At 53.2% G+C, this 21,658-nt stretch carries 20 protein-coding genes; 3 read left to right on the forward strand and 17 right to left on the reverse strand.

Going from position 1 to position 21,658, the window contains the following annotated elements; all coding sequences use genetic code 11:
• From ACYJL1_RS01350 to argH, 5 genes are all read right to left on the reverse strand, one after another.
• A complete protein-coding gene (locus tag ACYJL1_RS01350; RefSeq protein WP_460896673.1) occupies positions 1-480 on the reverse strand; it encodes a GNAT family N-acetyltransferase in 480 nt (159 codons plus the stop codon).
• 79 nt (positions 481-559) lie between these two features.
• Positions 560-1,390 (reverse strand): ABC transporter substrate-binding protein, encoded by an 831-nt coding sequence (locus ACYJL1_RS01355; RefSeq protein WP_460896674.1) that lies wholly within the window; start codon positions 1,388-1,390, stop codon positions 560-562.
• 33 nt (positions 1,391-1,423) lie between these two features.
• Positions 1,424-2,188 (reverse strand): amino acid ABC transporter ATP-binding protein, encoded by a 765-nt coding sequence (locus tag ACYJL1_RS01360; protein WP_460896675.1) that lies wholly within the window; start codon positions 2,186-2,188, stop codon positions 1,424-1,426.
• A 2-nt stretch (positions 2,189-2,190) separates the two neighbouring features.
• A complete protein-coding gene (locus ACYJL1_RS01365) occupies positions 2,191-3,090 on the reverse strand; it encodes an amino acid ABC transporter permease (protein ID WP_460896676.1) in 900 nt (299 codons plus the stop codon).
• A 5-nt stretch (positions 3,091-3,095) separates the two neighbouring features.
• Positions 3,096-4,529 (reverse strand): argininosuccinate lyase, encoded by a 1,434-nt coding sequence (gene argH, locus ACYJL1_RS01370; protein WP_460896677.1) that lies wholly within the window; start codon positions 4,527-4,529, stop codon positions 3,096-3,098.
• A 128-nt stretch (positions 4,530-4,657) separates the two neighbouring features.
• Between argH and ACYJL1_RS01375 the strand changes: the two genes are divergently transcribed.
• Both ACYJL1_RS01375 and ACYJL1_RS01380 read left to right on the forward strand, forming a co-directional pair.
• Positions 4,658-5,566: a LysR substrate-binding domain-containing protein gene (locus ACYJL1_RS01375; protein ID WP_460896678.1), complete on the forward strand. Its 909-nt coding sequence runs from the start codon at positions 4,658-4,660 to the stop codon at positions 5,564-5,566.
• Between the two features lie 98 nt (positions 5,567-5,664).
• The gene (locus tag ACYJL1_RS01380; RefSeq protein ID WP_460896679.1) at positions 5,665-5,922 is read left to right on the forward strand and encodes a DUF982 domain-containing protein; all 258 of its coding nucleotides are present in this window, start codon (positions 5,665-5,667) and stop codon (positions 5,920-5,922) included.
• A 21-nt stretch (positions 5,923-5,943) separates the two neighbouring features.
• On the opposite strand, the gene ACYJL1_RS01385 is transcribed toward ACYJL1_RS01380, so the two are convergent.
• From ACYJL1_RS01385 to ACYJL1_RS01440, 12 genes are all read right to left on the reverse strand, one after another.
• Positions 5,944-7,602, reverse strand: a complete 1,659-nt coding sequence (locus ACYJL1_RS01385; protein WP_460896680.1) for a GMC family oxidoreductase — start codon at positions 7,600-7,602, stop codon at positions 5,944-5,946.
• A 1-nt stretch (position 7,603) separates the two neighbouring features.
• Positions 7,604-8,371, reverse strand: a complete 768-nt coding sequence (locus tag ACYJL1_RS01390; RefSeq protein WP_460896681.1) for a 3-ketoacyl-ACP reductase — start codon at positions 8,369-8,371, stop codon at positions 7,604-7,606.
• On the reverse strand, positions 8,371-9,894 hold the full coding sequence (locus ACYJL1_RS01395) for a GMC oxidoreductase (RefSeq protein WP_460896682.1): 1,524 nt from the start codon (positions 9,892-9,894) through the stop codon (positions 8,371-8,373). The genes ACYJL1_RS01390 and ACYJL1_RS01395 overlap by 1 nt, the downstream gene beginning before the upstream one ends.
• 25 nt (positions 9,895-9,919) lie before the next feature.
• Positions 9,920-11,038 (reverse strand): ABC transporter ATP-binding protein, encoded by a 1,119-nt coding sequence (locus ACYJL1_RS01400; protein ID WP_460896683.1) that lies wholly within the window; start codon positions 11,036-11,038, stop codon positions 9,920-9,922.
• Positions 11,039-11,042: 4 nt separating this feature from the next.
• On the reverse strand, positions 11,043-11,924 hold the full coding sequence (locus ACYJL1_RS01405; RefSeq protein WP_460896684.1) for a carbohydrate ABC transporter permease: 882 nt from the start codon (positions 11,922-11,924) through the stop codon (positions 11,043-11,045).
• Positions 11,921-12,799: a carbohydrate ABC transporter permease gene (locus tag ACYJL1_RS01410; protein ID WP_460896685.1), complete on the reverse strand. Its 879-nt coding sequence runs from the start codon at positions 12,797-12,799 to the stop codon at positions 11,921-11,923. Before ACYJL1_RS01410 ends, ACYJL1_RS01405 begins: the two co-directional genes overlap by 4 nt.
• A gap of 92 nt (positions 12,800-12,891) precedes the next feature.
• Positions 12,892-14,139 (reverse strand): ABC transporter substrate-binding protein, encoded by a 1,248-nt coding sequence (locus tag ACYJL1_RS01415; RefSeq protein WP_460896686.1) that lies wholly within the window; start codon positions 14,137-14,139, stop codon positions 12,892-12,894.
• Between the two features lie 103 nt (positions 14,140-14,242).
• Positions 14,243-15,751, reverse strand: a complete 1,509-nt coding sequence (locus tag ACYJL1_RS01420) for an aldehyde dehydrogenase family protein (RefSeq protein WP_460896687.1) — start codon at positions 15,749-15,751, stop codon at positions 14,243-14,245.
• On the reverse strand, positions 15,751-16,530 hold the full coding sequence (locus tag ACYJL1_RS01425) for an enoyl-CoA hydratase/isomerase family protein (protein WP_460896688.1): 780 nt from the start codon (positions 16,528-16,530) through the stop codon (positions 15,751-15,753). The genes ACYJL1_RS01420 and ACYJL1_RS01425 overlap by 1 nt, the downstream gene beginning before the upstream one ends.
• Positions 16,523-18,124 carry an acyl CoA:acetate/3-ketoacid CoA transferase gene (locus ACYJL1_RS01430; RefSeq protein WP_460896689.1) on the reverse strand — a complete coding sequence of 534 codons (1,602 nt, stop codon included), beginning with the start codon at positions 18,122-18,124 and terminating at the stop codon, positions 16,523-16,525. Before ACYJL1_RS01430 ends, ACYJL1_RS01425 begins: the two co-directional genes overlap by 8 nt.
• 18 nt (positions 18,125-18,142) lie before the next feature.
• A complete protein-coding gene (locus ACYJL1_RS01435) occupies positions 18,143-19,144 on the reverse strand; it encodes a Gfo/Idh/MocA family protein (protein WP_460896690.1) in 1,002 nt (333 codons plus the stop codon).
• The gene (locus ACYJL1_RS01440; RefSeq protein WP_460896691.1) at positions 19,141-20,178 is read right to left on the reverse strand and encodes a LacI family DNA-binding transcriptional regulator; all 1,038 of its coding nucleotides are present in this window, start codon (positions 20,176-20,178) and stop codon (positions 19,141-19,143) included. The genes ACYJL1_RS01435 and ACYJL1_RS01440 overlap by 4 nt, the downstream gene beginning before the upstream one ends.
• Before the next feature lie 257 nt (positions 20,179-20,435).
• On the opposite strand from ACYJL1_RS01440, the gene ACYJL1_RS01445 reads away from it, so the two are divergent.
• Entirely contained in the window at positions 20,436-21,599 is a 1,164-nt protein-coding gene (locus ACYJL1_RS01445) for a dihydrodipicolinate synthase family protein (RefSeq protein ID WP_460896692.1), read from the forward strand.
• The last annotated feature ends 59 nt before the right edge of the window (positions 21,600-21,658 follow it).

Raw genomic sequence — 21,658 nt, forward strand, 5'->3', positions numbered from 1 at the left:
CTACTGGTGGTCAGCACCACCATTTGCCGCTTTTAGCAGTGCTACCCCATCAAAACGATAGAATAATTTGTCAGGTTTTGGCACCCCACCCAATCCTTCGTAAAAGGCACGCAAACGCGGATTGTCGCGATCTGCTGTCCAGTCTATGCGGGCATGTCCCCGCTCAAGCGCCAATCTTGCCAGCCCCTGCATCAGGCTTTTTCCGACACCAGACCCACGATATTGCCTTGAGACGAAAAGCTCTTTGAGGAACATGCCTGACCCAAGACAAGGACCCGGATAGACTGGCGTGATCGCGGCAAAGCCTACCAGCTCTTGCTGAGCAGCAACCATAATTTCCGTTCCGGAAGGCATTGAGGCAAGGCCTTCGAGTATGGTCTCTCGTGGTGGACATGGCACATCATAGTGCGCTTGCATCTCTTCAAACAAAATCGCAAGAGCTTTGTGATCTGATGCGTTTGACAGTCTCACTTCCAGCACTTCAACAACTCCAGGACCACAAGAACGGCCACTCACAGTATTTCCGAGTGACCATTCTTGATGATGTCATAATTGAAATCTAGTCGCCCATGTTGATGGTAACAGGCGACAGCTTATTGGCCTGAAGACCATATTTGTCGAGAAGAGCGTCATAGGTTCCATTGGCCTGCAACTTCTCAAGCGCCACTTTCACTGCATCGCGCAACTGCGGTTCCGATTTCAAAACCGGAATACCAGCCAATGATTGGCTGAACGCTTCGCCAATTGTGACATAGGTGTCGGGCTCAAGCTTCTGATTGTAGGGTAGGGTTTCATTTCCCTGGGCGGCTGCCTGCAAACGCTGGCTTTTGATTTGGGTTCGGGCATCGGCAGACCCTTCCGTGCCTGTGACATTGATCGCAGGCTTGCCTTTTGCAACGCAATTCTTCTCACTCCAAGCGGTAATCTGTGCCGGCCAATCGGTAGAGCGGCTGGCACCGACGGATTTTCCGCAAAGATCATCGACCGTTTTGATCTCTTCTGCCAAGGCCTTGGAAGTATAGAATTGTGCACCGGATTTCATGTAGTCAACAAAGTCAGCAGTTTCCTGACGGGCCTTTTTGTCGCTCATCCCGGCCATTGCCAGATCAACGCGACCTGTTTGCAAGGATGGCAGCATCTGGGCAAATGCAATTTCCTGCCACTCGACCTTGACGCCAAGCTCTTTGCCGATCGCTTCACCGAGCTCAATGTCGAACCCTTGAAGTTCGTTTGTAGCCGGGTCCTTATAGGTGATCGGCGGATAATTTGGCATCGTTGCGATGACGATCTTGCCAGCGTCCTTGATACGCGCCGGAAGTTCCTGTGCTGCTGCCGGAAGGCTGAAGGCGATGGCAGCACCCAATAGGGCGAGCTTTGTATAATTGTTCATGTTCTGAGTTCCTCTTTTATGGTTATGGACACTTCAAGCCAAAACGGCTGCGATAAAATCCTGCGTACGCTTTTCTTTCGGGTTACCTAAAATCTCTTGCGGCGTTCCGCTTTCAATGATCTTGCCTCGATCCATGAACACCACACGGTTTGCGACTTCGCGTGCAAAGCCGAGCTCATGCGTAACAACGACCATGGTCATTCCGCTTCTTGCCAGGTCACGCATGACATTGAGAACGTCGCTGACAAGTTCCGGGTCGAGCGCCGATGTGGGTTCGTCAAACAGCATGAGCTTTGGTTTCATTGCCAATGCCCGGGCAATAGCGATGCGCTGCTGCTGACCACCTGACAGTTCGCTGGGATAGGAACTTTTCTTGTCCGTCAGCCCCACTTGTTTGAGCAACGCCATAGCTTCTGGAATGACCACGCTTTTGGCGCGTTTTTGCACAGTGACAGGGCCTTCAATAATGTTCTCAAGCACTGTCATATGTGCGAACAGATTGAAGCGCTGAAACACCATGCCGCTTGAAAGCCGTTGTCGCGCAATTTCCGAATCATTCAGCTGGTAGAGCTTGTCGCCGTCCTGCCTGAAACCAATGAGCTCATTGTCGATCCATATTGCACCGGAATCAATTCGTTCAAGCTGATTTATACAACGCAGCAATGTGCTTTTGCCTGATCCAGACGGGCCAATGATACACAGGACTTCGCCATGTTCGATTTCCAGCGAAACCTTGTCCAGCGCCTGAAAATCACCAAAAAACTTGTCGAGATCGACTGCAACAACCATGGAGGACATTGTTACGCTCCCTCTGCTTCTGTGGGCGTCACGCGCTTGGCGTCGCGGCGGCCTTGGCTTTTCGCATAATGCTTCTCAAGCAAATGCTGCCCGATAGAAAGTATGGTCACCACGACGAGATACCAGATGGCAGAAACAATCAGCAATTCCATCACGCGGTTATTTGCATAATAGACAGACTGCGCATTGCGTAGAATTTCTGCATAACCGATCACGCTGGCGACCGATGTGAGCTTGACCATGCTGATGACTTCATTGCCAACCGGCGGAATGATAACCCTCATTGCCTGCGGCAGAATGATCCGGCGCAACATGGTAAGGCGGGTCATTCCGATAACTTTCGCCGCCTCGATCTGACCATTGTCTACGGAAAGAATGCCTGCACGCACCACTTCCGCAGTATAGGCTCCTTGATTAATGCCAAGTCCGAGCAATGTCGCCATGAAGGGCGTCATGAAATCCACGGTGCGCATTTCAAACAGACCGGGAATACCCAATGTCGGGAAAATCAGCGCAAGATTGAACCAGAGCAGGAGTTGCAACAGCAACGGTGTTCCCCGGAAAAACCATATGTAGAACACGGCGACATATTTGAGCACGGGGTTCGGCGACATGATCATGATGGCAAAGACAACACCAAGGAAAAGCCCCAGCGCCATGGCACAAATCGTCATAAGGATTGTGTTCCAGAGCCCGGACAGAATCGCGGGCGCTGTAAAAAATTGAGCGACGACGGGCCATGCAATCTGCCCTTGCGCGAATGCTTTGACAACCAAAGCCAATGCCAGAATGATAAGGCTGGCAGCCAACCAGCGCCCATAGTGCCGCCGAGGCTGATGATGAAGGTGAGCAATCGAATACTTTGCCGGCGGAATGGAAATGGTACTATCGACGCGTGCCATGTGTCTTACCTTTCAAATCTGGGACCGGAATAAAAATTCAACCACTCCTGTTGTTCTTTCAACAGATCACGCAACCGCCCGATTTGTTCTTTCACCCTGTCAGGTGCCGTTCCGCCATAAGCTTTGCGCGCTTCGATAGCTGCTCTTGCAGTCAATGCTGACTTGATGGACGGGTGCAGCCGCGTATCGACTGTAGCAAGATCGTCGTTACTCAAATCCTCCAGACCGATCGAGTGGTCCTCGCAATAACGCACGAGTGCACCTGTAATTTCGTGCGCTTCCGAGAATGGCACACCCTTTTTGGCCAGCCAGTCCGCAACTTCCGTGGCCAGTGTGAAGCCTTCGACAGAATGCTGCTGCATCCGGTCGACATTCACGCGCATTGTACGGATCAGTCCGGCCATGGCCGGAACGACCAGTTCCAATGCATCAATCGTATCAAAGGCTGCATGTTTGTCTTCGGCCAAGTCACGATTATAGGCGAAGGGTAACCCCTTCAGCGCGACCAGCATCGTCGTCAAACTGCCGATCAGACGCGAAGCGCGACCGCGCGTCAGTTCCGCAATATCGCAGTTTTTCTTTTGCGGCATGATTGAAGACCCTGTTGCATAGGCATCATCCATCTCGATCCAGCGGAATTGCCGTGAAGACCAGAGAAACAACTCCTCGGCGAGACGCGACAGGTGGACGCCGAACATTGCCATGACAAAAAGGAACTCGGCCACATGATCGCGGCTGCCCACCGCATCAATTGAATTCTCGCATGGAGCGTCATACCCAAGTTCCTGTGCGGACATTTCCGGATGCATTGCAATGGCTGATCCTGCCAGTGCTGCTGCACCCAGCGGCGAGCGTGCTGCACGGCGATCCCAGTCCTGTAACCGCTCAAAATCACGGGCAAAGGTTTGGGCGTGCGCGAGCAGTTGATGCGCGAAGCTGACGGGTTGCGCCGGTTGCAGATGTGTAAAGCCGGTGGTCACCGTTTCGATATGTTGCTTTGCCTGCTCGACCAATGCAGATTGGAGTATCAGCATATCAAAGCCGATCCTGCGGGCGGTATCGCGGAGGTATAGTTTTAGATCATTGGCAGCCTGATCGTTGCGGGATCGCCCCGCACGCAGCTTTCCTCCCAATATGCCAACGCGTTCGCCCAGTACGCGTTCAAGAAATGTATGGATGTCCTCATCGGCCGGAGAGGGAGAAATGGCTCCTGATCTATGCTCTTCTCCAATCGTCTCCAAGGCAGAGCATACTTGATCAGCTTCAGAAGCCGTAAGGATGTTTGCGCGAACAAGTTCACGGGCATGGGCCGCTGACGAAGCGATATCGTAGGGCACGAGCCGAAAATAGCTGCTTTCAGATCTTGATAGTGCCGCCAGCTCTGCAGATGGACTCGCTCTGAAACGTGCACCCCACAGGCGCGCGGATTGCTCAGCCATAATTTTGTTCCCTTATTCTCGTTATTTTGAAGCTTATGGTTGTGCTTTAAGCGCGACAAACGAATTTATTTCGCGTAACCATTCCAAAATGGAATACCCATATATCAACTTTTGACGGGGCCATCGAAATGGTTGCCGGCCGCAATTATCCATCTACGCGTGCGTTGCAAGTGATCGTCATGATTGCCGAGCAAGGAAGCACGACGGCTTGCGCAAGGGCTCTGAATATGACCCAGAGCGCTGTCAGCAAGCAACTTCAAACACTCGAACAGATAGCCGGAACTGCGCTTTTTACACGAACGCCCTATGGCCTGTCCGCTACGGAAGCAGGCCGGATCTATATCACCGAGGCGCGCGTGGCTTTGGGCGCACTGGAAAACGCAACCTTGCGCATTGCCGCTTTGGGCTCGTCGCCAAATGCAATCAAGCTCCATATTCTGCCCATCATGGGAGACCGCTGGGTAATTCCCCGCTTCGCCGGCTTTGCGGATGCGCATCCCGAAATTGATGTCGAGTTATCTACCTTCGCTACAGCTGATTTGATCAACCAGGCAGATGCGGCATTTCGGTTTGGCGAAGGCAATTGGACCGGACAGAACAGTTATTATCTCTTCGGACGTCAGGTTGCTCTTGTAGGAGCACCACACTTTCTAGCCAAAAATGGCGGTATTCATACTGCCGCGGATATTTGCTCATTTCCGCTTCTTGATCACAAACACACACCCCTTCGCTGGGGCGAGTTCGCTGCTGCGCACAACATTATGGATTTCACTCCAGAACGTATCACACACTTTGGCTATTATGCCCTCGTTATTCGTGCTGCAATAGCCGGTCAGGGTCTTGCTTTGGTGCCACGTGGCTTGATTGCCGATGAGCTTGCGTCGGGTAAACTTGCCAATCCGCAAGGCTATGGCTTTATGAGTAACCATGCCTATTGGCTAACCTGTCCAGATGACCGTCCGCAGCGTCCAGCCATGCAAATTTTCCTGAAATGGCTCCTGGAAGAAGTCGGCTCAATGCCGCCAGAGATGCGGTAAAAAATCATCAAATTGTCATGGAACCCGACGAACTCCAGACACATTGAAGTGTCAGTCTGACGGAGATCATCCGTCTGATTCTATCTATGGAGGAAGTGATGAACGACAAGCGTTTTCCCATCCCTGTTACGATTACTCTGGGAGAAACCGGACAACGGGCTGTATCCAGCGTTTGGGAAGCGGTCGAATGCCTGCGCAGTCTTTGGCCCGTGAAAAGCGGGCCGGGTTATCGGCGCGCTTTGCAGGTATGCATGGATGCCCTCGATGGCTGGAAACCTGCTCACAAGGCACGACAAGCTTTTATCAGCGCTGCGCGTGAAGCGGGCGTTTTTCTCGACACAAGGCTACACCAATAGAGCCTTTCCGGCTAAATTCATTCAGCTTACATGCACCCGCGCCCGCGGGCGTTTTGCATTAAGCTCACTGGAAAATATAGTGGGCGGCAAAGGAGTCATGTTGCGTATCATGTCAGCCCCTTTCTCCCCCACCATGATTGTCGGCGCATTGGTGTTTGCTGATGGAACACGCGGCATGATTGAGCTGTCGCAAACGCGTAGCCCCTGCATGTCATGCACCTTCAGTTCAAGATCAACCACGGCCATGCTATCCGTTCCCATCTTGCACGTACCGACCGGATGATGATCCGTCTTCGCATTGGCGCAGCCATATTCGAAAAGCTCCTCGTCGGAATTGTACTTTGGTCCCGGCAAGCGCTCGGCAAGGACATATGGCTTGAGTGCCGCTTGCTGCATGATCTCCCGCGCAAGCTTTAGCCCTTCAATTGACATCTTGCGATCATGAGGATCGCTCCAGTAATTGGGGTCAATTAATGGTGCCGCATCAGGATCTCCCGAACGCAGGCGCACAGTTCCGCGCGAACGCGGGTGGAGATAGGCAGAATTCAGCGTTACTCCTGCATTCTTCAAGCGCTCCACGCCCGCCTCGATGCCTGAGCCAAGCCCCAGATGAAACTGAATATCGGGCGAACGTGCATCGGCATCCGCATACCAGAATCCGCCCGTTTCGAAGAGGCTGGAAGCCACGGGGCCAGAACGGAACAGTACATATTGAAGCCCTGCCCACAGTGTGCGATGCAGCTTGGCAACGCCATCATAGGTATGATCGCCAGTGCATTCGCTGATGACAAAAAGATCAAGGTGATCTTGCAGATTTTCACCGACGCCCGGCAGATCATGCACCACCGAAACGCCGGTGCTTCTAAGGTGGTCAGCCGGGCCAATTCCCGATTGCAGCAAAAGCTTTGGCGATCCGATCGCACCAGAACTTACCAGAACTTCGCGGTCTGCGCGGATCACCTCGCGTCCCTTGCCTGTGATGATTTCCACACCAATAGCCCGCGTTCCCTCGACAACGATTCTTGCCACTTGCGCACCCATACGCACTGTCAAATTCTTGCGGTTCTTAATGGGTGCCAGATAAGCCATGGACGCTGATGAACGGCGTCGATTACGCTGCGTAAGCTGATAAAAACCTACACCCGCCTGTTGCTTTCCGTTAAAGTCATGATTGTAGGGGATGCCGAGTTCCTGCCCTGCCCGGATATAGGCATCGCAGATCGGCAATGTGGCGGCAGGCATCGAAACGCCGAGCGGGCCGCCATAGGAGTGATAATCATCGGCAAAGCGCTGATTGTCTTCAGCTCTCTTAAAATAGGGTAGAATGTCCCGATAGCTCCAGCCTGCGCAACCATCCTCATTGGCCCACAGGTCGTAATCAGTGGCATTGCCGCGCGCATAAAGCTGGGCATTGATGCTTGAACCTCCGCCGATGACCTTGGCCTGCGTGTAGCGAAGAACGCGATTGTTCATATGCTTCTGCGGCACGGTTTCCCAGCCCCAGCTGGCGACACCCTTCGTCATTTTGGCAAAGCCAGCAGGCATGTGAAAAAGTGGATTCCAGTCGCCCCCGCCAGCCTCAAGCAGGAGAACCGAGACATCTTTATCTTCGCTCAACCGGTTTGCCAGCACACAGCCTGCTGGCCCTGCCCCGGTGATGATATAGTCATAGGTTTTCATATCAGAGCCTGCTTATGGAAAGTGCACCATCCGCATGGATGACGCTGCCTGTGGCGAAGTTGAAGTCGCCGCTTGCCAGTGCAGCGGCAATACGGCCAAGATCGTCGGGCTCACCCCAACGTTTCATCGGCACCAATCCGCCCGAAATCAGCTTGTCGTACTTTTCAGTGACGACGGCGGTCATGTCAGAACGGATAATTCCGGGTCGCACATCGAAAACACTGATGCCATGTTCGGCCAATCTCAGTGCCAACCCTTGTGTGAAAGCTGCAAGGCCAGCCTTCGTCATGCAATAGTCAAGGCGTTCGGGCGAGGACATCGCTGCCGATACGGATGTAATATTGATAATCGAGCGCGGCTTTTCGACCGATTTTTCCCGAAGCATCGCGCGAATGACTGCCTGCGTGAAGAACACGGTTCCACGCAAGTTGATGTCGAAGATCGCGTCATAGTTGGCCGGTTCCAGATCCAGGAAATCACCGCGAACCTTTGAACCAATTCCTGCATTGTTGACCAGACAATCGATCTGCCCAAACTCACTGATAATGGTTTGCACCGTTTGCGCATGTGCGGAGAGATCAGCAATATCGCTTTGGATAAAAAACGCTCTTGCACCAATATTCCGCAATGTCTCCAGCGCAGATTCGCTGGCTTTGTCGGCGGCTAAATCGGTAATCGCCAGATCAAATCCTTTGGACGCCAATGCTCTGGCGATCCCGAGGCCGATGCCACGGCGAGCCCCTGTCACAAGTGCAACCGGTCGCCGCATCAATTTAGCTCCTTTGCAACGATGTGGTCAGCAACGCGCAACGCCTGCGCAGCGATGGTCAGTGCGGGATTAACCGCGGCAGAGGTTGGCAGAAACGCGGCGTCAACCACAAAAAGGTTGGGGTGCTGGTAGGCACGACAATATGTATCAAGTGGCGCGGCTGCTGGGTCGCTCCCCATGCGTACTGTTCCGCACTGATGCGAAGGGGTCTTGCGATCGAAAGCTTTGGAGATAACCAAAGGGAAGCCCGCCGCACGCAGCACCCTCTTGATCTGCGCCACCAGTCTTTGATGTGCGGGCCAGTTGCTTCGTATCCACTCCAGAACGATCTTGTCACCGTCAATCCGAACGCGGCTTTCCGGCTTCGGCACATCTTCGCTCATGGCTAGAAAATCAACCGTATGAGCGCAGAACCGTTCCAGCAGCCACTCCGGAACGTGTTTCAAATCTGATTTCAGAACGGGTGCACTAATGCGGCCAAGCAATTGAACATTGCCCAGCGGTGCCCCGCCCTTTCCGTCTGAAAGATAGAAGTCGTTGAAGCCCAAGGTCTTTTGATAAACGGAATCATTTCTAAAGCGAGGGTCAAAGCCAATAACAGCCGAAAGGTTGTGGTTCATGAAATTACGCCCGACCTGATCGGTACGATTGGCCAGCCCTGTTGGGTTGGCGTCGTTGGCAGAACGCAAAAGCAGAACCGCCGATTGTACTGCGCCGGCAGATAGAATGACGAGCTTTGGCATGATCATAAAACGTTGGCCACCAGTCTCGTAATGGACAGTGGTGATCGTCCTCCCGTCAGCGGCTGTTTCAAGCCGGATGACGCGCGAGTTCGTCTGAAGCTGGACATTCTCATGTTTCAACGCAGCAGCCAAAGCAGTGGTTTCCGCATCCATCTTTCCATTGAAGCTATTGGGATGGGCATCCCAAGGCGTCTTGCCATGCGAAAGCCATGTGTCGATATCGATACCAAGCGGTAGAGAAAATGGATGGACGCCCGCATTCTTGAGACGCTGGCGAAGCAAACGGATGGGAGCTTCATCCGGTACCGGATGGAAATCATAAAGCTTTGAGTGTTCCGGCTCTGTCGGGTCTTCGCCAAGCATGCCACGAACCTGAAACAGCCCTTCCGCTTTGCAGTACCAAGGCTCCAGTTCCTCGTAGGAGAATGGCCAAGCAGGAGAGACTCCCTCCATATGCTGCATTTCCTTGAAATCCTCGGCACGGTAACGCGTAAGTACTGCACCGTAGAACTTCGAATTTCCACCTACATTGTAGTAGTTGCCGGGGTTGAAGGCTTTGCCTGTCTCGTCATACCAAATCTCATTGGGCCGGAAGACGCCCTTCTGGAAAATAGCCCGTGGATCACGGTTTTCCGGGCGGTCAGGAAGATGATCCCCTGCTTCGAGAATGAGTATGTCAGCACCTGATGCCGCCAGACCAGCCGCCATGGTGGCGCCGCCCACGCCAGAGCCTATGATGACGATATCAGCAGTTGTGCGCGGTTGCATATTTATTGACATAAGCTCTGACCCATCGGCGCTTTGGTCAGGCGCCGATACGAAGTTGTGATTCTGGGTCGAAGAAAACGGCTTTATCCAAATTAAAAGCGAGCTGGGTTTTCTGGCCCGGCAGAATATGCGCATCTGCGCGTAGACGTGCCACTACTTCCTTGCCGCCAAGCTTCGTCACAGCAAAAGTATCCGATCCGGCGGGTTCCACCACTTCGATCAGACAGTCGCCTTCGGCCAAAGACGCTGCATTCCTGTCCGCGCCGTCCGGGTCTGTGAGTGCTTCAGGACGGATACCGAATACAACATCCTTGCCAGCATAGGCTGCAAGCGCAGCGTTTGTCTTTTTAATCGGGAGTCTTAATGGAGCCGCGTCTGGGCGCTCCAAGGATACATGAAGGTCCGATGCTCCTCCATCAATCTTTGCTTGAAGCAGGTTCATCGCGGGCGACCCCATGAAATCTGCAACAAAAAGATTGGTCGGGTTGTTGTAAATTTCAGCTGGCGTTCCAAACTGCTGCAAAACTCCGTCCTTCAGAACGGCAATTTTGGTAGCTAGCGTCATGGCTTCGATCTGATCATGGGTCACATAAACGATCGTCGTCTTCATGCGCTGATGCAGGCGCTTGATTTCCGTGCGCATATCAACACGCAGCTTGGCATCCAGATTGGATAGAGGCTCGTCAAACAGAAACACTTGCGGATTGCGTACAAGCGCTCGGCCCATGGCAACGCGCTGACGCTGGCCGCCTGAAAGCTGGCTTGGCTTGCGATCCAACAAGTGGCCGATCTGAAGCATGTCGGCGACCTGCTTGATTGCCTTTTCGCGCTCAGGCTTGGGAACGCCACGAATTTCCATGCCGAAGGCAATATTACCGCCAACAGTCATGTTGGGGTAAAGCGCATAGGACTGGAAAACCATGGCAATATCGCGCTTGGACGGATGTAACCCGCTGATCGATTTACCTTTGATGGATATGTCACCCGAAGTAATCGGCTCAAGTCCGGCAATGGTATTGAGCAGAGTAGATTTGCCACAGCCGGATGGACCGACGAGAACGAGAAAACCGCCCTCATCGATCTCGATATTGATGTTCTTCAGAATCGGCACATTGCCGTATGATTTATGCAGGTCTTTGATTTGGAGAAATGACATTGATTTATCCCTTCACGGCGCCGGACATGAGGCCGCGGACGAAATAGCGTCCGGAGACGATGTAGACGATGAGAGTTGGCAGCGCTGCGAGTATGGCGCCAGCGAAATGCACGTTGTATTCCTTCACACCCGTGGATGAATTGACGAGATTGTTCAGAGCAACCGTCATGGGTGTGCTGTCGAATCCGGAAAACGACGCGCCAAAAAGAAAATCATTCCAGATATTGGTAAACTGCCAAATGACCGAAACGACAATGATCGGGCCAGATGAAGGCAAGAGGATGCGCCGGAATATCTGGAAGAAGCTTGCGCCATCGATCTGCGCAGCACGCACCAGTTCCGTGGGGAACGCTTCGTAATAATTGCGGAAATATAGCGTTGTGAATCCCAGTCCATAAATGACGTGAACGAGGATCAAGCCCTGAATGGTACCCGCCATGTTTAACATGCCAAGGACTCGCGCCATTGGAATGAGTACGATCTGAAATGGTATGAAACAACCGAGCAACAGCATTCCGAACATCACGTTCGAACCGCGGAACTTCCATTTTGTCAGAACGTAGCCGTTCAATGCACCCAGGATTGTCGAAATCGCAACGGCTGGAACAACCATGATAATCGAATTGATAAAGTAGGGGCGCAGACCTGTTGGCTGCACGCCGATCTGCGCGGTTGACCAAGCGGAAAGCCAAGGCTCGATTGTCCATTCGCGTGGCGGTGACAACATTCCGCCTTGCCGGATTTCATCCAGCGTCTTGAGCGAGTTCACCACCATGACGTAGAGCGGCAATAGATAATAGAACGCGAACAGGAACAGCGCCGTGTATATCAATGCACGCGTCAGCTTCCCGCTGTTGATGGCATTGTCGGGGCTTGGGGCACTCATTTGTTGCCTCCCCTGATTTCAGAGTAAAGATATGGAATAATGATCGAAAAGATCATGATCAACATGATGATTGCCGACGATGCACCTATGCCCATGGAATTGCGGGTGAACGTATAGGAATACATGAATGTTGCAGGCAATTCTGTAGCCTGCCCCGGCCCGCCGCCTGTCAATGCAATAACCAGATCGTACGCCTTGATGGCAAGATGGGCGAGCACGACGAAGGCTGAAAGAAATACCGGGCGCATCAGCGGAATGATAATACGGCGGTAAATCATGCCGGTCGAGGCACCATCAATCTGGGCGGCTTTGATGATTTCATTGTCAACGCCGCGGAGTCCTGCAAGGAACATAGCCATGACAAAACCTGACGATTGCCACACAGCTGCAATGACAACCGTGTAAATTGCCATCTTTGAATCTTTGATCCAGTTAAATGAAAAACTCGCCCATCCCCATTGATGCATCGTGTTTTCAAGACCGATACCCGGATCGAGGAACCATTTCCATGCAACGCCGGTCACGATGAAGGATAGCGCCATCGGATAAAGATAAATCGGGCGGAGAAAACCTTCGATGCGAATTTTCTGATCGAGCAGGATAGCCAAGCCGAGCCCAATCACTGTGCAAACAATGATGTAAAGGGAAGCGAAAATGCCAAGATTGGTTATTGCCCGCCACCAATGCGGCAGCGCCCAAAGTTTGCGGTAATTTTCCAAACCGACAAACCCGTATGAGGGCAACATCTTGCTGTCCGTAAAGGACAGAACGCCCGTATAGGCAATGAACCCATAGACGAAAAACAATATGATCAGGAAGCTCGGTCCCAATACCAGCTTCGGTATAAGGTCCTGTATGCGGCTGCGGGTATCCATAGCCTCACCCCTTCAATTAAGTATTATTATCATTGCCGCGCAGTTGCGGAAAACTGTTCGGGGCAGTGTCGCCCCGAACAGAGATGCATGGCTTACTTGGCAGCATCAACAGCTGCGACAAGTTCCTTGACAGCGTCTTCCGACGAAATATCGCCGTTGAACTGGCGCGTTACCACGTCGTAAATCGCATTCTTCACTGCTGCTGGGTTGGCATGTCCGTGAGCCATCGAACCATAGAGCGTGCCTGCCTCGTTGGCTTCAGCAAGGTCCTTGATCGCCTTCTTGCCGCAAGCATCGAAGTCTGTATCGGGAACATCGGTACGGGCAGGAGCAGAACCCTTGACCACGTTGAATGCTGACTGGAAGACAGGGTTTTCGATTGCAGAAGCCATAACGAGCTGCGCCTTGGCCTTTTCTTCACTGACTTTGAACATCGCAAACTGGTCAGAGTTGAATGTCACAGAGCCCTGAGTGCCGGGGAAGCGCATGCAAACGAAATCCTTGCCCGGCTCCTTCTTGGCTTTGACAAATTCACCCTTTGCCCAGTCGCCCATGAACTGAAGACCAGCTTTGTTCTCGATGACCATTGCGGAAGCCAAATTCCAGTCGCGACCAGAGAAGTTGTCATCCACATAGCTACGCAGCTTGGTCATGCGGTCAAAGGCTTCCTTCATTTTCTCGCCGCCGAGCGCAGCCGGATCAAGATCAATGAATGCAGCCTTATAGAAGTCATTGCCGAGCGACAGAACAACAGCGTCGAAAATCGTTGCGTCCTGCCAAGGCTGACCGCCGTGGGCGACCGGCGTAATGCCCTGCTCCTTGAACTTGTCGAGAAGAGCAATCAGCTCATCCCAATTCGCAGGTTCCTTACCGCCCGCCTTGTCCAGCGCAGCCTTGTTGATCCAGATCCAGTTGGTCGAATGCACATTGACGGGGGCTGCAATCCAGTGACCATCATATTTCGAGAACTTCTGCAGGGCTGTCGGGATTACATCGTCCCACTTTTCTTTTGCCGCCACTTCGTCGAGATTGCCCAGTGAGCCCTGCTTTGCCCAATCGATAATATCGAAGCCGAGCATCTGCACAGCGGTCGGAGCATTTCCGGCTGTGACGCGAGCACGCAGAACCGTCATGGCTTCTGTACCACCGCCGCCGGAGACAGGCATATCAGACCAGCTGATGCCTTTGCTTTCCAGATCCTTCTTCAGCACCTCAAGTGCCGTCGCTTCGCCACCGGATGTCCACCAGTGCAGAACCTCGACGTTTTCAGCAGCGCGAGCTGCCGTTGCAACGCCCATCAGCATGGCTGCGGCGGCAACTGTGTTCATCAACTTTTTCATTACGTCCTCCCATGAGAAAAAAGAGATAAATCCAACAAAACCGACTGAATGTCCCCAAGTACAGAGCATTCATACAGTATGCTGAATGGCTATTACAATCGATTTAACTGGCTGACCATACTACTTTCCTACTACCTATGTGCATGTTCAATGTCTTGGTCTCTGTGTAGTCCTCGACGGCATGCCGCCCGAGTTCCCGGCCAAGGCCGGATTGCTTATACCCTCCAAATGGCAGTTCCGATGCGCCATCCATAAAGGTGTTCATCCAGACAGTGCCTGCGCGCACCCTGCGCCCCACATTCAGACAGGTGTCGAAGTCGCGGCTCCAAACCCCAGCAGACAAACCATAATCAATGGAATTCGCTATATGAACCGCGTCTTCCAAAGTGTCGAATGTCAAAACCGACAATACGGGACCGAAAACCTCCTCGCGCGCAACAGCCATTTCCGGCTCAACTGCGGAGAGGATTGTTGGCGACATGAATTGCCCCATGCCTAAATTCAACAGCTCGCCACCATGGCTGATGGCCGCTCCTGACGAGGCTGCGGTGCGAATATAATCGTTGATCTTCGCTAGATGTTCCGGAGTGATAATGGCGCCGACCTTGGTCTGCGGATCAAGCGGATCGCCGACTTTCACCTTTGCCGACAGGGCAGCGACACGCGCCACAACATCGTCCGCAATATCCCGATGGACGATCAAACGCGAACCGGCATTGCAGCACTCCCCCGCATTGAAATAAGCCCCGAAGACCGCCGCATCAATGAAATCGTCCAGATTTGCGTCCGGAAACACGATCTGGGGATTCTTTCCACCAAGCTCCAGCGAGACCTTTTTCAAAGTCTGCGCTGCATTGGCCATGGTCAGCTTGCCGACCCCGGTTGAGCCCGTAAAAGACACCATGTCAACATGCGGGTGCATCGTCATGGGTGCACCGACCTCAGGGCCTGTTCCGACAACGATATTGACAACGCCTGAAGGCACGCCTGCTTCCATCAATATTTCGCCAAGCAGCAAAGTTGAACCCGATGTGAGTTCCGATGGCTTCACCACCGCGGTGCAGCCAGCAGCCAGCGCAAATGGCAATTTCTGACTGACGATCAGGAATGGAAAGTTCCAGGGTGTAATAATGGAGATAACGCCAATTGCTTCACGCAACACGACGCCAAGTGTTCCTTCGCCGAGCGTATTGTAGCTTTCCCCATGAAGATCGCGCCCAAGAGCAGCCGCATAGCGCCAGATATCAACTGCACCACCCAGTTCAGCTTTTGCCTGACTGATGGGTTTTCCGGATTCAATACAATCAAGATAAGCAAGTTCGTCGGCACGGGCAGCGATGAGATCCGCTGCTTTAAGCAATATATTCGAACGCTCGGCTCCGGTCATATGCGGCCACGGGCCAGTGTCAAACGCAGCACGCGCGGCAGCGATTGCGCGTTCCGCGTCAGCCTTGGTACCAGCCTGATAACGCGATACAACAACACCGTGCCCCGGGCTCTTGCGTTCAATGACATCGCCAGCAGCGCCGTTGGTCCACCTGCCATCAATCAACATTTGGAATTCACGTACCTTGAAATTCTCAAGTGCTTGTGGACGCACCAGAACTGTCATTACCATTCTCCTTTGAACGCGGGCGGGCGCTTTTCGGCAAATGCCGAAACACCTTCTTTCAGGTCCGCTGTCTTTGCTACGAGGATCGAGCCCAAGGCTTCAACCGCTGTTCCATTGTCTTCGCCATTGGCAGAAGCGATCATGAGCTTTGCCACTTCGGTGGCGGAAGGTCCGCGCCTCGCAATCCGCTCTGCATAAATCTGCGCTGCGTTGAGTGCAGTTCCCGTTTCGACCACATGATCCACCAGACCGAGGTCAAGGCCTTCAGCGGCGCTGAAAACCTCGCCGCCCAAAGCCATGCGGCGCACCGCTTGCGCGCCAAAGCGCAAGGTGAGGCGCTGAGTGCCTGACCAGCCGGGAATCATCCCCAGGCCCGTTTCCGGCAGACCGAGCTTGATATGCGCTTCTGCAATACGGATATCGGCTACCGCAGCAAGCTCAAGCCCGCCACCCAGCGCATGCCCATTGAGCGCTGCAATCAGCGGCACCCGCAATGTCGCCAGGCGCTCGAAAATACGATGGCCAAAACGGACCCAGGCATGGCCGAATTCATTCGGCGTCATTGCTGCCCAAGCTTTGATATCACCGCCAGCGGAAAACGCTTTTCCTTCCCCTGTCAGGATTGCAACACGTACCTGATTATCTGCTTCAATCTCATCACAAGCAGCACTCAGCTCCTTGAGCATGCCAATGTCCAGAGCATTCAGTTTTTCAGGTCGCGCAATGGTTATGGTTGCGACGTGCCCTTTAATCGAAACGTGAATACGTGGCTCAGTCATGGAGTGTCCTTGGCTTCTTCAGAGACAATTTCAAACCAAACGGCTCTGGCGAAAACAAATGGGCGTCCATCAACTTCAGATCACGCGCAACAACCAGCGGGAATTCTGATTGGTCAAAAATATCCGTTTGCACATCGATCCCCGGGGCGATTTCCGTGAGAACCATTCCTTCCGGCCGCAGCACCATGACACAACGTTCGGTTACGTAAGTGATATCCTGACCCTGTTCTATCGCCCTGCGCCCGGAAAAGGTGACGTGCTCGACTTCGTTGACAAGCTTTTTCAGCTTGCCCTCCTTCTCGATAACAAGCCCGCCGTTTTCGATGTGCACTTTAGCGCCGGCATTAAACATGCCGGAGAAAACGATCTTCTTGGCTCGTGCAGTGATGTCGACGAAGCCGCCTGCACCCGCCGTCACATGAGGGCGAAAACTGAGCTTTGAGACATTGACCGAGCCGGACTTGTCTATTTCCAGAAAGGACAGGAGAGAGGCATCAAAGCCCGCGCCCTGAAAATAGGTGAACTGGTGCGGCGAAGGGACAAAGGCTTCCGCATTGGATGCACAGCCGAATGCAAAATCGAGGAGTGGGATGCCACCGACCGGACCCTGCTCGATCACCCAGGTGACAGCGCCGTGCAGACCTTCTTCAAGCAGAATACGCGGCACATTCGCCGAAATGCCAAAGCCGAGATTGACAGCGCTGCCTGCCTCCAATTCGCTGGCAACACGGCGCGCAATAACCTTTTGGATATTGAAATCGGCAAGCGCAAAATCTTCCAGCGGATGGAAAATCTCCCCGGAAATAGCGGGGTCATATACAGTTTGCGTTGTTTGTTTTTGGTCCGGATCAACAACAATATAATCAACCAGAATGCCGGGAACACGCACATCATGCGGCTTCAACGACCCGCTTTTTGTGATCCGCTTTACCTGCGCGATAATGATGCCGCCATTGTTGCGCACGGCCAGTGCCTGATCGAAACCACCAAGATAGGCTCCTTCATGCTCGTAAGTGAGATTGCCGCGCTCGTCGGCAGTCGTGGCGCGGATGATGGCGACCTGCGGGATGATGGGCTTGAAAAACAGCCATTCCTCACCCTCGAAATTGATCTTCCGGACGAGTGCTTCTTTTGCAGCTGAGGCGTTCATGGCGCAGCCCTGCCGGTCCGGATCAACAAATGTATCCAATCCGACTTTGGTCAACACGCCCGGACGCTTGGCGGCTGCTTCGCGGTGCATATCAAACAGAATGCCGGATGGAACATTATAGGCCGCAACCTCATCATTGCCGATCATCTGCCAGATCAAGGGCGGTTCGGCCGTGGAAGGACCCGAGGGATAAGAGCCTCCGATGATCTTCTTCAAAAGCCCCTTCTTGGCAATATAATCCACACCCTTGATACCACTCATGTCACCAGCCGCGATGGGGTGCAGCGTAGTAAGATCGCGCGGATGTCCCGTCGCATCAAAACGTGCGCCGATCGCTTTCAGCATTAGATCCGGACAGCCGAGACCACTCGATGAAGACACCGAGATAATGGCTTCATCGGGGATGAGTTCAGCAGCCTGTTCCGGGGTTATGTGCTTGTTCATACTTCTTTTTCGTTCTTCTTAAAGACCAGGATCAATTGGCTGGACCGTGCCGGTTTTCGCAGCCTCTACTACCGCCAGACCCGCGGCAAGAGACCACAATCCATCTTCGCCGCCTGCTGCTGGCTTGCCATTTCCAGCTATTGCCGCGTTGAATTTGGCAATGCCTGTTTCGTAAAGATTTTTGTGGTCGAGCTTCAACTCGCTTTCACCGTCAGCATTACGCAACGTCACAACGCCAACCGGCTTTTGTGTCATCACGTTACGGCCAACAAGAGACCCTTCAGTGCCGTGCACCTCAAATCCGGTATCGGAATATGTGGTCGTAAACCCATCATGAAACATAGCAATCAGGCCGGACTTGAAACGCATGGTGCCCATGACGGCATCAGCAAGATCAGCTTTTGCCAAACCACTTTGTTGAGTAAAAGCAACGACTTCTATCGGATCATCGCCCAAGACATAGCGCAGCGTATCCGTGTCGTGCACGGTGATATCCAGAATGACGCCACCACCGGCATCGGGTCGATCAAGCCGCCAGCCCTGCAAATGCGGTGGCAGATAAACGGCATGGAATACCCGGGCAGCCAGCGGTTTGCCGATCTTGCCAGCAGCAATTGCATCGCGCATGGCTGCATGAGTCGCGGCATTGCGCAAATGATGGTTGGTCGCGAAAACAACATTTGCAGCCTTGCAGGCTTCAACCATCACCTTCGCGTCAGCCAGGCTTGTCGCCAAAGGCTTCTCGCACAGGACATGCTTTCCCGCTTTTGCTGAAGCCAGAACCTGCTCCTTATGCAGTTCATTCGTCGTAGAAATATAAACGGCATCAATGGGTTGCTCGTTCAACAGCGCATCCAGGGCCGTGACAGAATGCGGAATGCCGTGATCGGCGGCATATTTTGCACCACGCTCCGCATTGGTACTCATGACCGAAACAATCTCGCCGCCATTGGCCCGGATCGCATCAATCACCCATTCATGCGCAATAGTGCTCGCCCCGATCAATCCCCAACGTATCACGCCACTTCCTCCGGTTGTTTTATGGGTGCGCCGCAGCTCTGGCGCACAACAAGTCGTACTGATGTCATGACCGCCTCTTGATCGCGCTGCCCTGAATTGATTTGCTTGAGCAGTAGCTGAGCCGCTCGCTGACCCATTCCCTGAGGATCAACGGACACGGTCGTCAGCGCTGGAACGGCGGTTTTTGCTTCAATCACATCGTCGAAGCCTATGATTGCAAAGGATTTTCCCGGCTCAAGTCCATTAGCGCGCAGCCCATCGCAAACACCGAATGCCACAGCATCATTGAGGCACAAGGCTGCGGTCGGACGTTCCGGAATGGTCATCAGGCGTTCCAATGCAATGACCCCGCCAGCTCGAGAGGGTGCAGAATGGATGATGTATTTGTCTTCGGCCGCGATGCCCGCATCCTGCAATGCATCGCGATATCCACGGAGCCGCTCGCCAAAGACTGCCGTATCCTGAAACCCGCCCATGAATGCAATCCGGCGATGTCCCAACTCGACCAAATGGCGCACAGCCGCTTTTGCACCCGCATAATTATCTGACAAAAGCGTCGATACTTTTGCGCCGGGCAGATTACGGACCACTACCACGACCGGAATACCGCTATCGGCCAAGTCTTTGATATCACTCGCTTCTGTCCCCCGTGCTGGCGACAGGATAAGACCTGCAATACCATTCTCCCGCATGGAGGCGATGACTTCGCGCTGGCGATCAACGTTCTCACCGCTATGGGCAAGGAACTGAACATAACCGGCCGATTGAACCACCATATCCATGCCAACAGCGAGTTCGGCGAAGAAACTATTGGTCAAATCATTGACAACAATACCAACGATTTTCGATCTGGACTGACGAAGATTGGCAGCGCCGCGATTATAAATATAGCCGAGCTCCTTGATATGAGCATTGACCTTTTCACGGGTCGCATCGCTGACCAACGGGCTCTTCTGGAGGACCAGCGACACAGTGGATTTGGACACGCCAGCGGCGCGCGCAATGTCCACGATGCTTGTTCTGGTCCGGCTCAAAAGTGACATCCTCCAATTATTGCATCATATAATTGGAACGTTCCAAAAAGATCAAGCGAATAATCTGCACAACCCATCACACCAATTCTTCCCTTGTCGGTGGAGATTCTACCGGAATTTTTCGACATTCTTCCAAAACAATTCGGTATTTCACTGCAATCCGTCAGTTTTGCAGCAAACCTCGCTCATTCCAGATTTATTCCTTGTATTTTGGATCGTTCCAAAATATTTGTGCTTTATTCGACGGGAGCGATGACATGCCTCACACCTTGCAGTTGCCAGACCAGAACGGTGCAATCACCAATTACAAGCTGGTGGGCAGCCCATTTAATTTCCCGTCCAATCCTCCGACGTTCAATCGCATCGCATATGCGGCGGCGCATGTGGTGTCTGATCCGCTCCGGGATGTGGCCCCATGGGGCGCACCGGCTATCGACTGGGATGCGACCATGGCGTTTCGCCATCATCTATGGTCGCTCGGTTTCAAGTTTGCAGAAGCGATGGATACTGCTCAGCGCGGCATGGGCGTGGACTGGACAGGCGCGCGCGAATTGATCCGCCGGTCACTTGCAGAGTCACGCACCGTTTCGGGTGCCGACCTTGCCTGTGGCGCGGGAACAGACCAGCTCGCCCCTGAAAACGCCAGAACGCTCCAGGATGTCATCGACGCCTATGAAACACAGATCGATTTCGTCGAGGCGGAAGGTGGCCGCGCGGTGATGATGGCAAGTCGGGCGCTTGCCCGCGTGGCTCGATCGGGTGAAGATTATCGAGCTGTCTATGGAAATATTCTCGGGCAAACCCGGGAGAAAGTTATACTGCATTGGCTGGGTGATATGTTCGATCCGCAGCTTGCCGGTTATTGGGGATCTTCCTCGTTCGACAATGCGCTGGAGACAGTGCTTGCCATCATCAATGACAATAAGAACAAGGTTGAGGGCATCAAGATTTCGTTGCTCGACAATGCCAAGGAAATCGAACTTCGCAAACGTCTGCCGGAAGGCGTTCTTTGCTTCACAGGCGATGACTTCAATTACGCGGAACTGATCGAAGGCGATGGCGAACGCTACAGCCACGCTTTGCTTGGCATTTTCGATGCAGTGGCTCCGGCTGCCTCCAACGCCCTTGCCCACTTGGCCAAAGGCGAAACGCAGGCATTCCGTTCGGTGATTGAACCCACAGTCCCGCTCTCGCGCAAGATTTTCGAAGCCCCGACACAATATTACAAAGCCGGCGTGGTATTTCTTGCGTGGCTCAACGGCCACCAGTCGCATTTTGTCATGCCAGCCGGAATGCAATCGGCCCGCGGCATCGTTCATTATGCGGATATTTTCCGTCTCGCTGATGCAGCAAATGTTCTGGACCAGCCTGATCTTGCAATCAGCCGTATGAAGAGCCTCTTGCAGGTTTACGGATTGTGACAGTCTGCGGACTGACTATAGCGATCCATAAAAGCATTGATCTTTGTAATCCCAAAAAA

The sequence above is a fragment of the Phyllobacterium sp. K27 genome (assembly GCF_054796155.1).

Excerpts from the sequence above, each read along its gene's own strand:
- ACYJL1_RS01365 (WP_460896676.1), bottom strand. The coding sequence starts at position 3,090 with ATGGCACGCGTCGATAGTACCATTTCCATTCCGCCGGCAAAGTATTCG.
- ACYJL1_RS01430 (WP_460896689.1), bottom strand. The coding sequence starts at position 18,124 with ATGAACAAGCACATAACCCCGGAACAGGCTGCTGAACTCATCCCCGAT.
- argH (WP_460896677.1), bottom strand. The coding sequence starts at position 4,529 with ATGGCTGAGCAATCCGCGCGCCTGTGGGGTGCACGTTTCAGAGCGAGT.
- ACYJL1_RS01425 (WP_460896688.1), bottom strand. The coding sequence starts at position 16,530 with ATGACTGAGCCACGTATTCACGTTTCGATTAAAGGGCACGTCGCAACC.
- ACYJL1_RS01360 (WP_460896675.1), bottom strand. The coding sequence starts at position 2,188 with ATGTCCTCCATGGTTGTTGCAGTCGATCTCGACAAGTTTTTTGGTGAT.
- ACYJL1_RS01410 (WP_460896685.1), bottom strand. The coding sequence starts at position 12,799 with ATGGATACCCGCAGCCGCATACAGGACCTTATACCGAAGCTGGTATTG.
- ACYJL1_RS01445 (WP_460896692.1), top strand. The coding sequence starts at position 20,436 with ATGCCTCACACCTTGCAGTTGCCAGACCAGAACGGTGCAATCACCAAT.
- ACYJL1_RS01375 (WP_460896678.1), top strand. The coding sequence starts at position 4,658 with ATGGTTGCCGGCCGCAATTATCCATCTACGCGTGCGTTGCAAGTGATC.
- ACYJL1_RS01415 (WP_460896686.1), bottom strand. The coding sequence starts at position 14,139 with ATGAAAAAGTTGATGAACACAGTTGCCGCCGCAGCCATGCTGATGGGC.
- ACYJL1_RS01400 (WP_460896683.1), bottom strand. The coding sequence starts at position 11,038 with ATGTCATTTCTCCAAATCAAAGACCTGCATAAATCATACGGCAATGTG.
- ACYJL1_RS01380 (WP_460896679.1), top strand. The coding sequence starts at position 5,665 with ATGAACGACAAGCGTTTTCCCATCCCTGTTACGATTACTCTGGGAGAA.
- ACYJL1_RS01355 (WP_460896674.1), bottom strand. The coding sequence starts at position 1,390 with ATGAACAATTATACAAAGCTCGCCCTATTGGGTGCTGCCATCGCCTTC.
- ACYJL1_RS01405 (WP_460896684.1), bottom strand. The coding sequence starts at position 11,924 with ATGAGTGCCCCAAGCCCCGACAATGCCATCAACAGCGGGAAGCTGACG.
- ACYJL1_RS01420 (WP_460896687.1), bottom strand. The coding sequence starts at position 15,751 with ATGACAGTTCTGGTGCGTCCACAAGCACTTGAGAATTTCAAGGTACGT.
- ACYJL1_RS01385 (WP_460896680.1), bottom strand. The coding sequence starts at position 7,602 with ATGAAAACCTATGACTATATCATCACCGGGGCAGGGCCAGCAGGCTGT.
- ACYJL1_RS01390 (WP_460896681.1), bottom strand. The coding sequence starts at position 8,371 with ATGCGGCGACCGGTTGCACTTGTGACAGGGGCTCGCCGTGGCATCGGC.
- ACYJL1_RS01395 (WP_460896682.1), bottom strand. The coding sequence starts at position 9,894 with ATGTCAATAAATATGCAACCGCGCACAACTGCTGATATCGTCATCATA.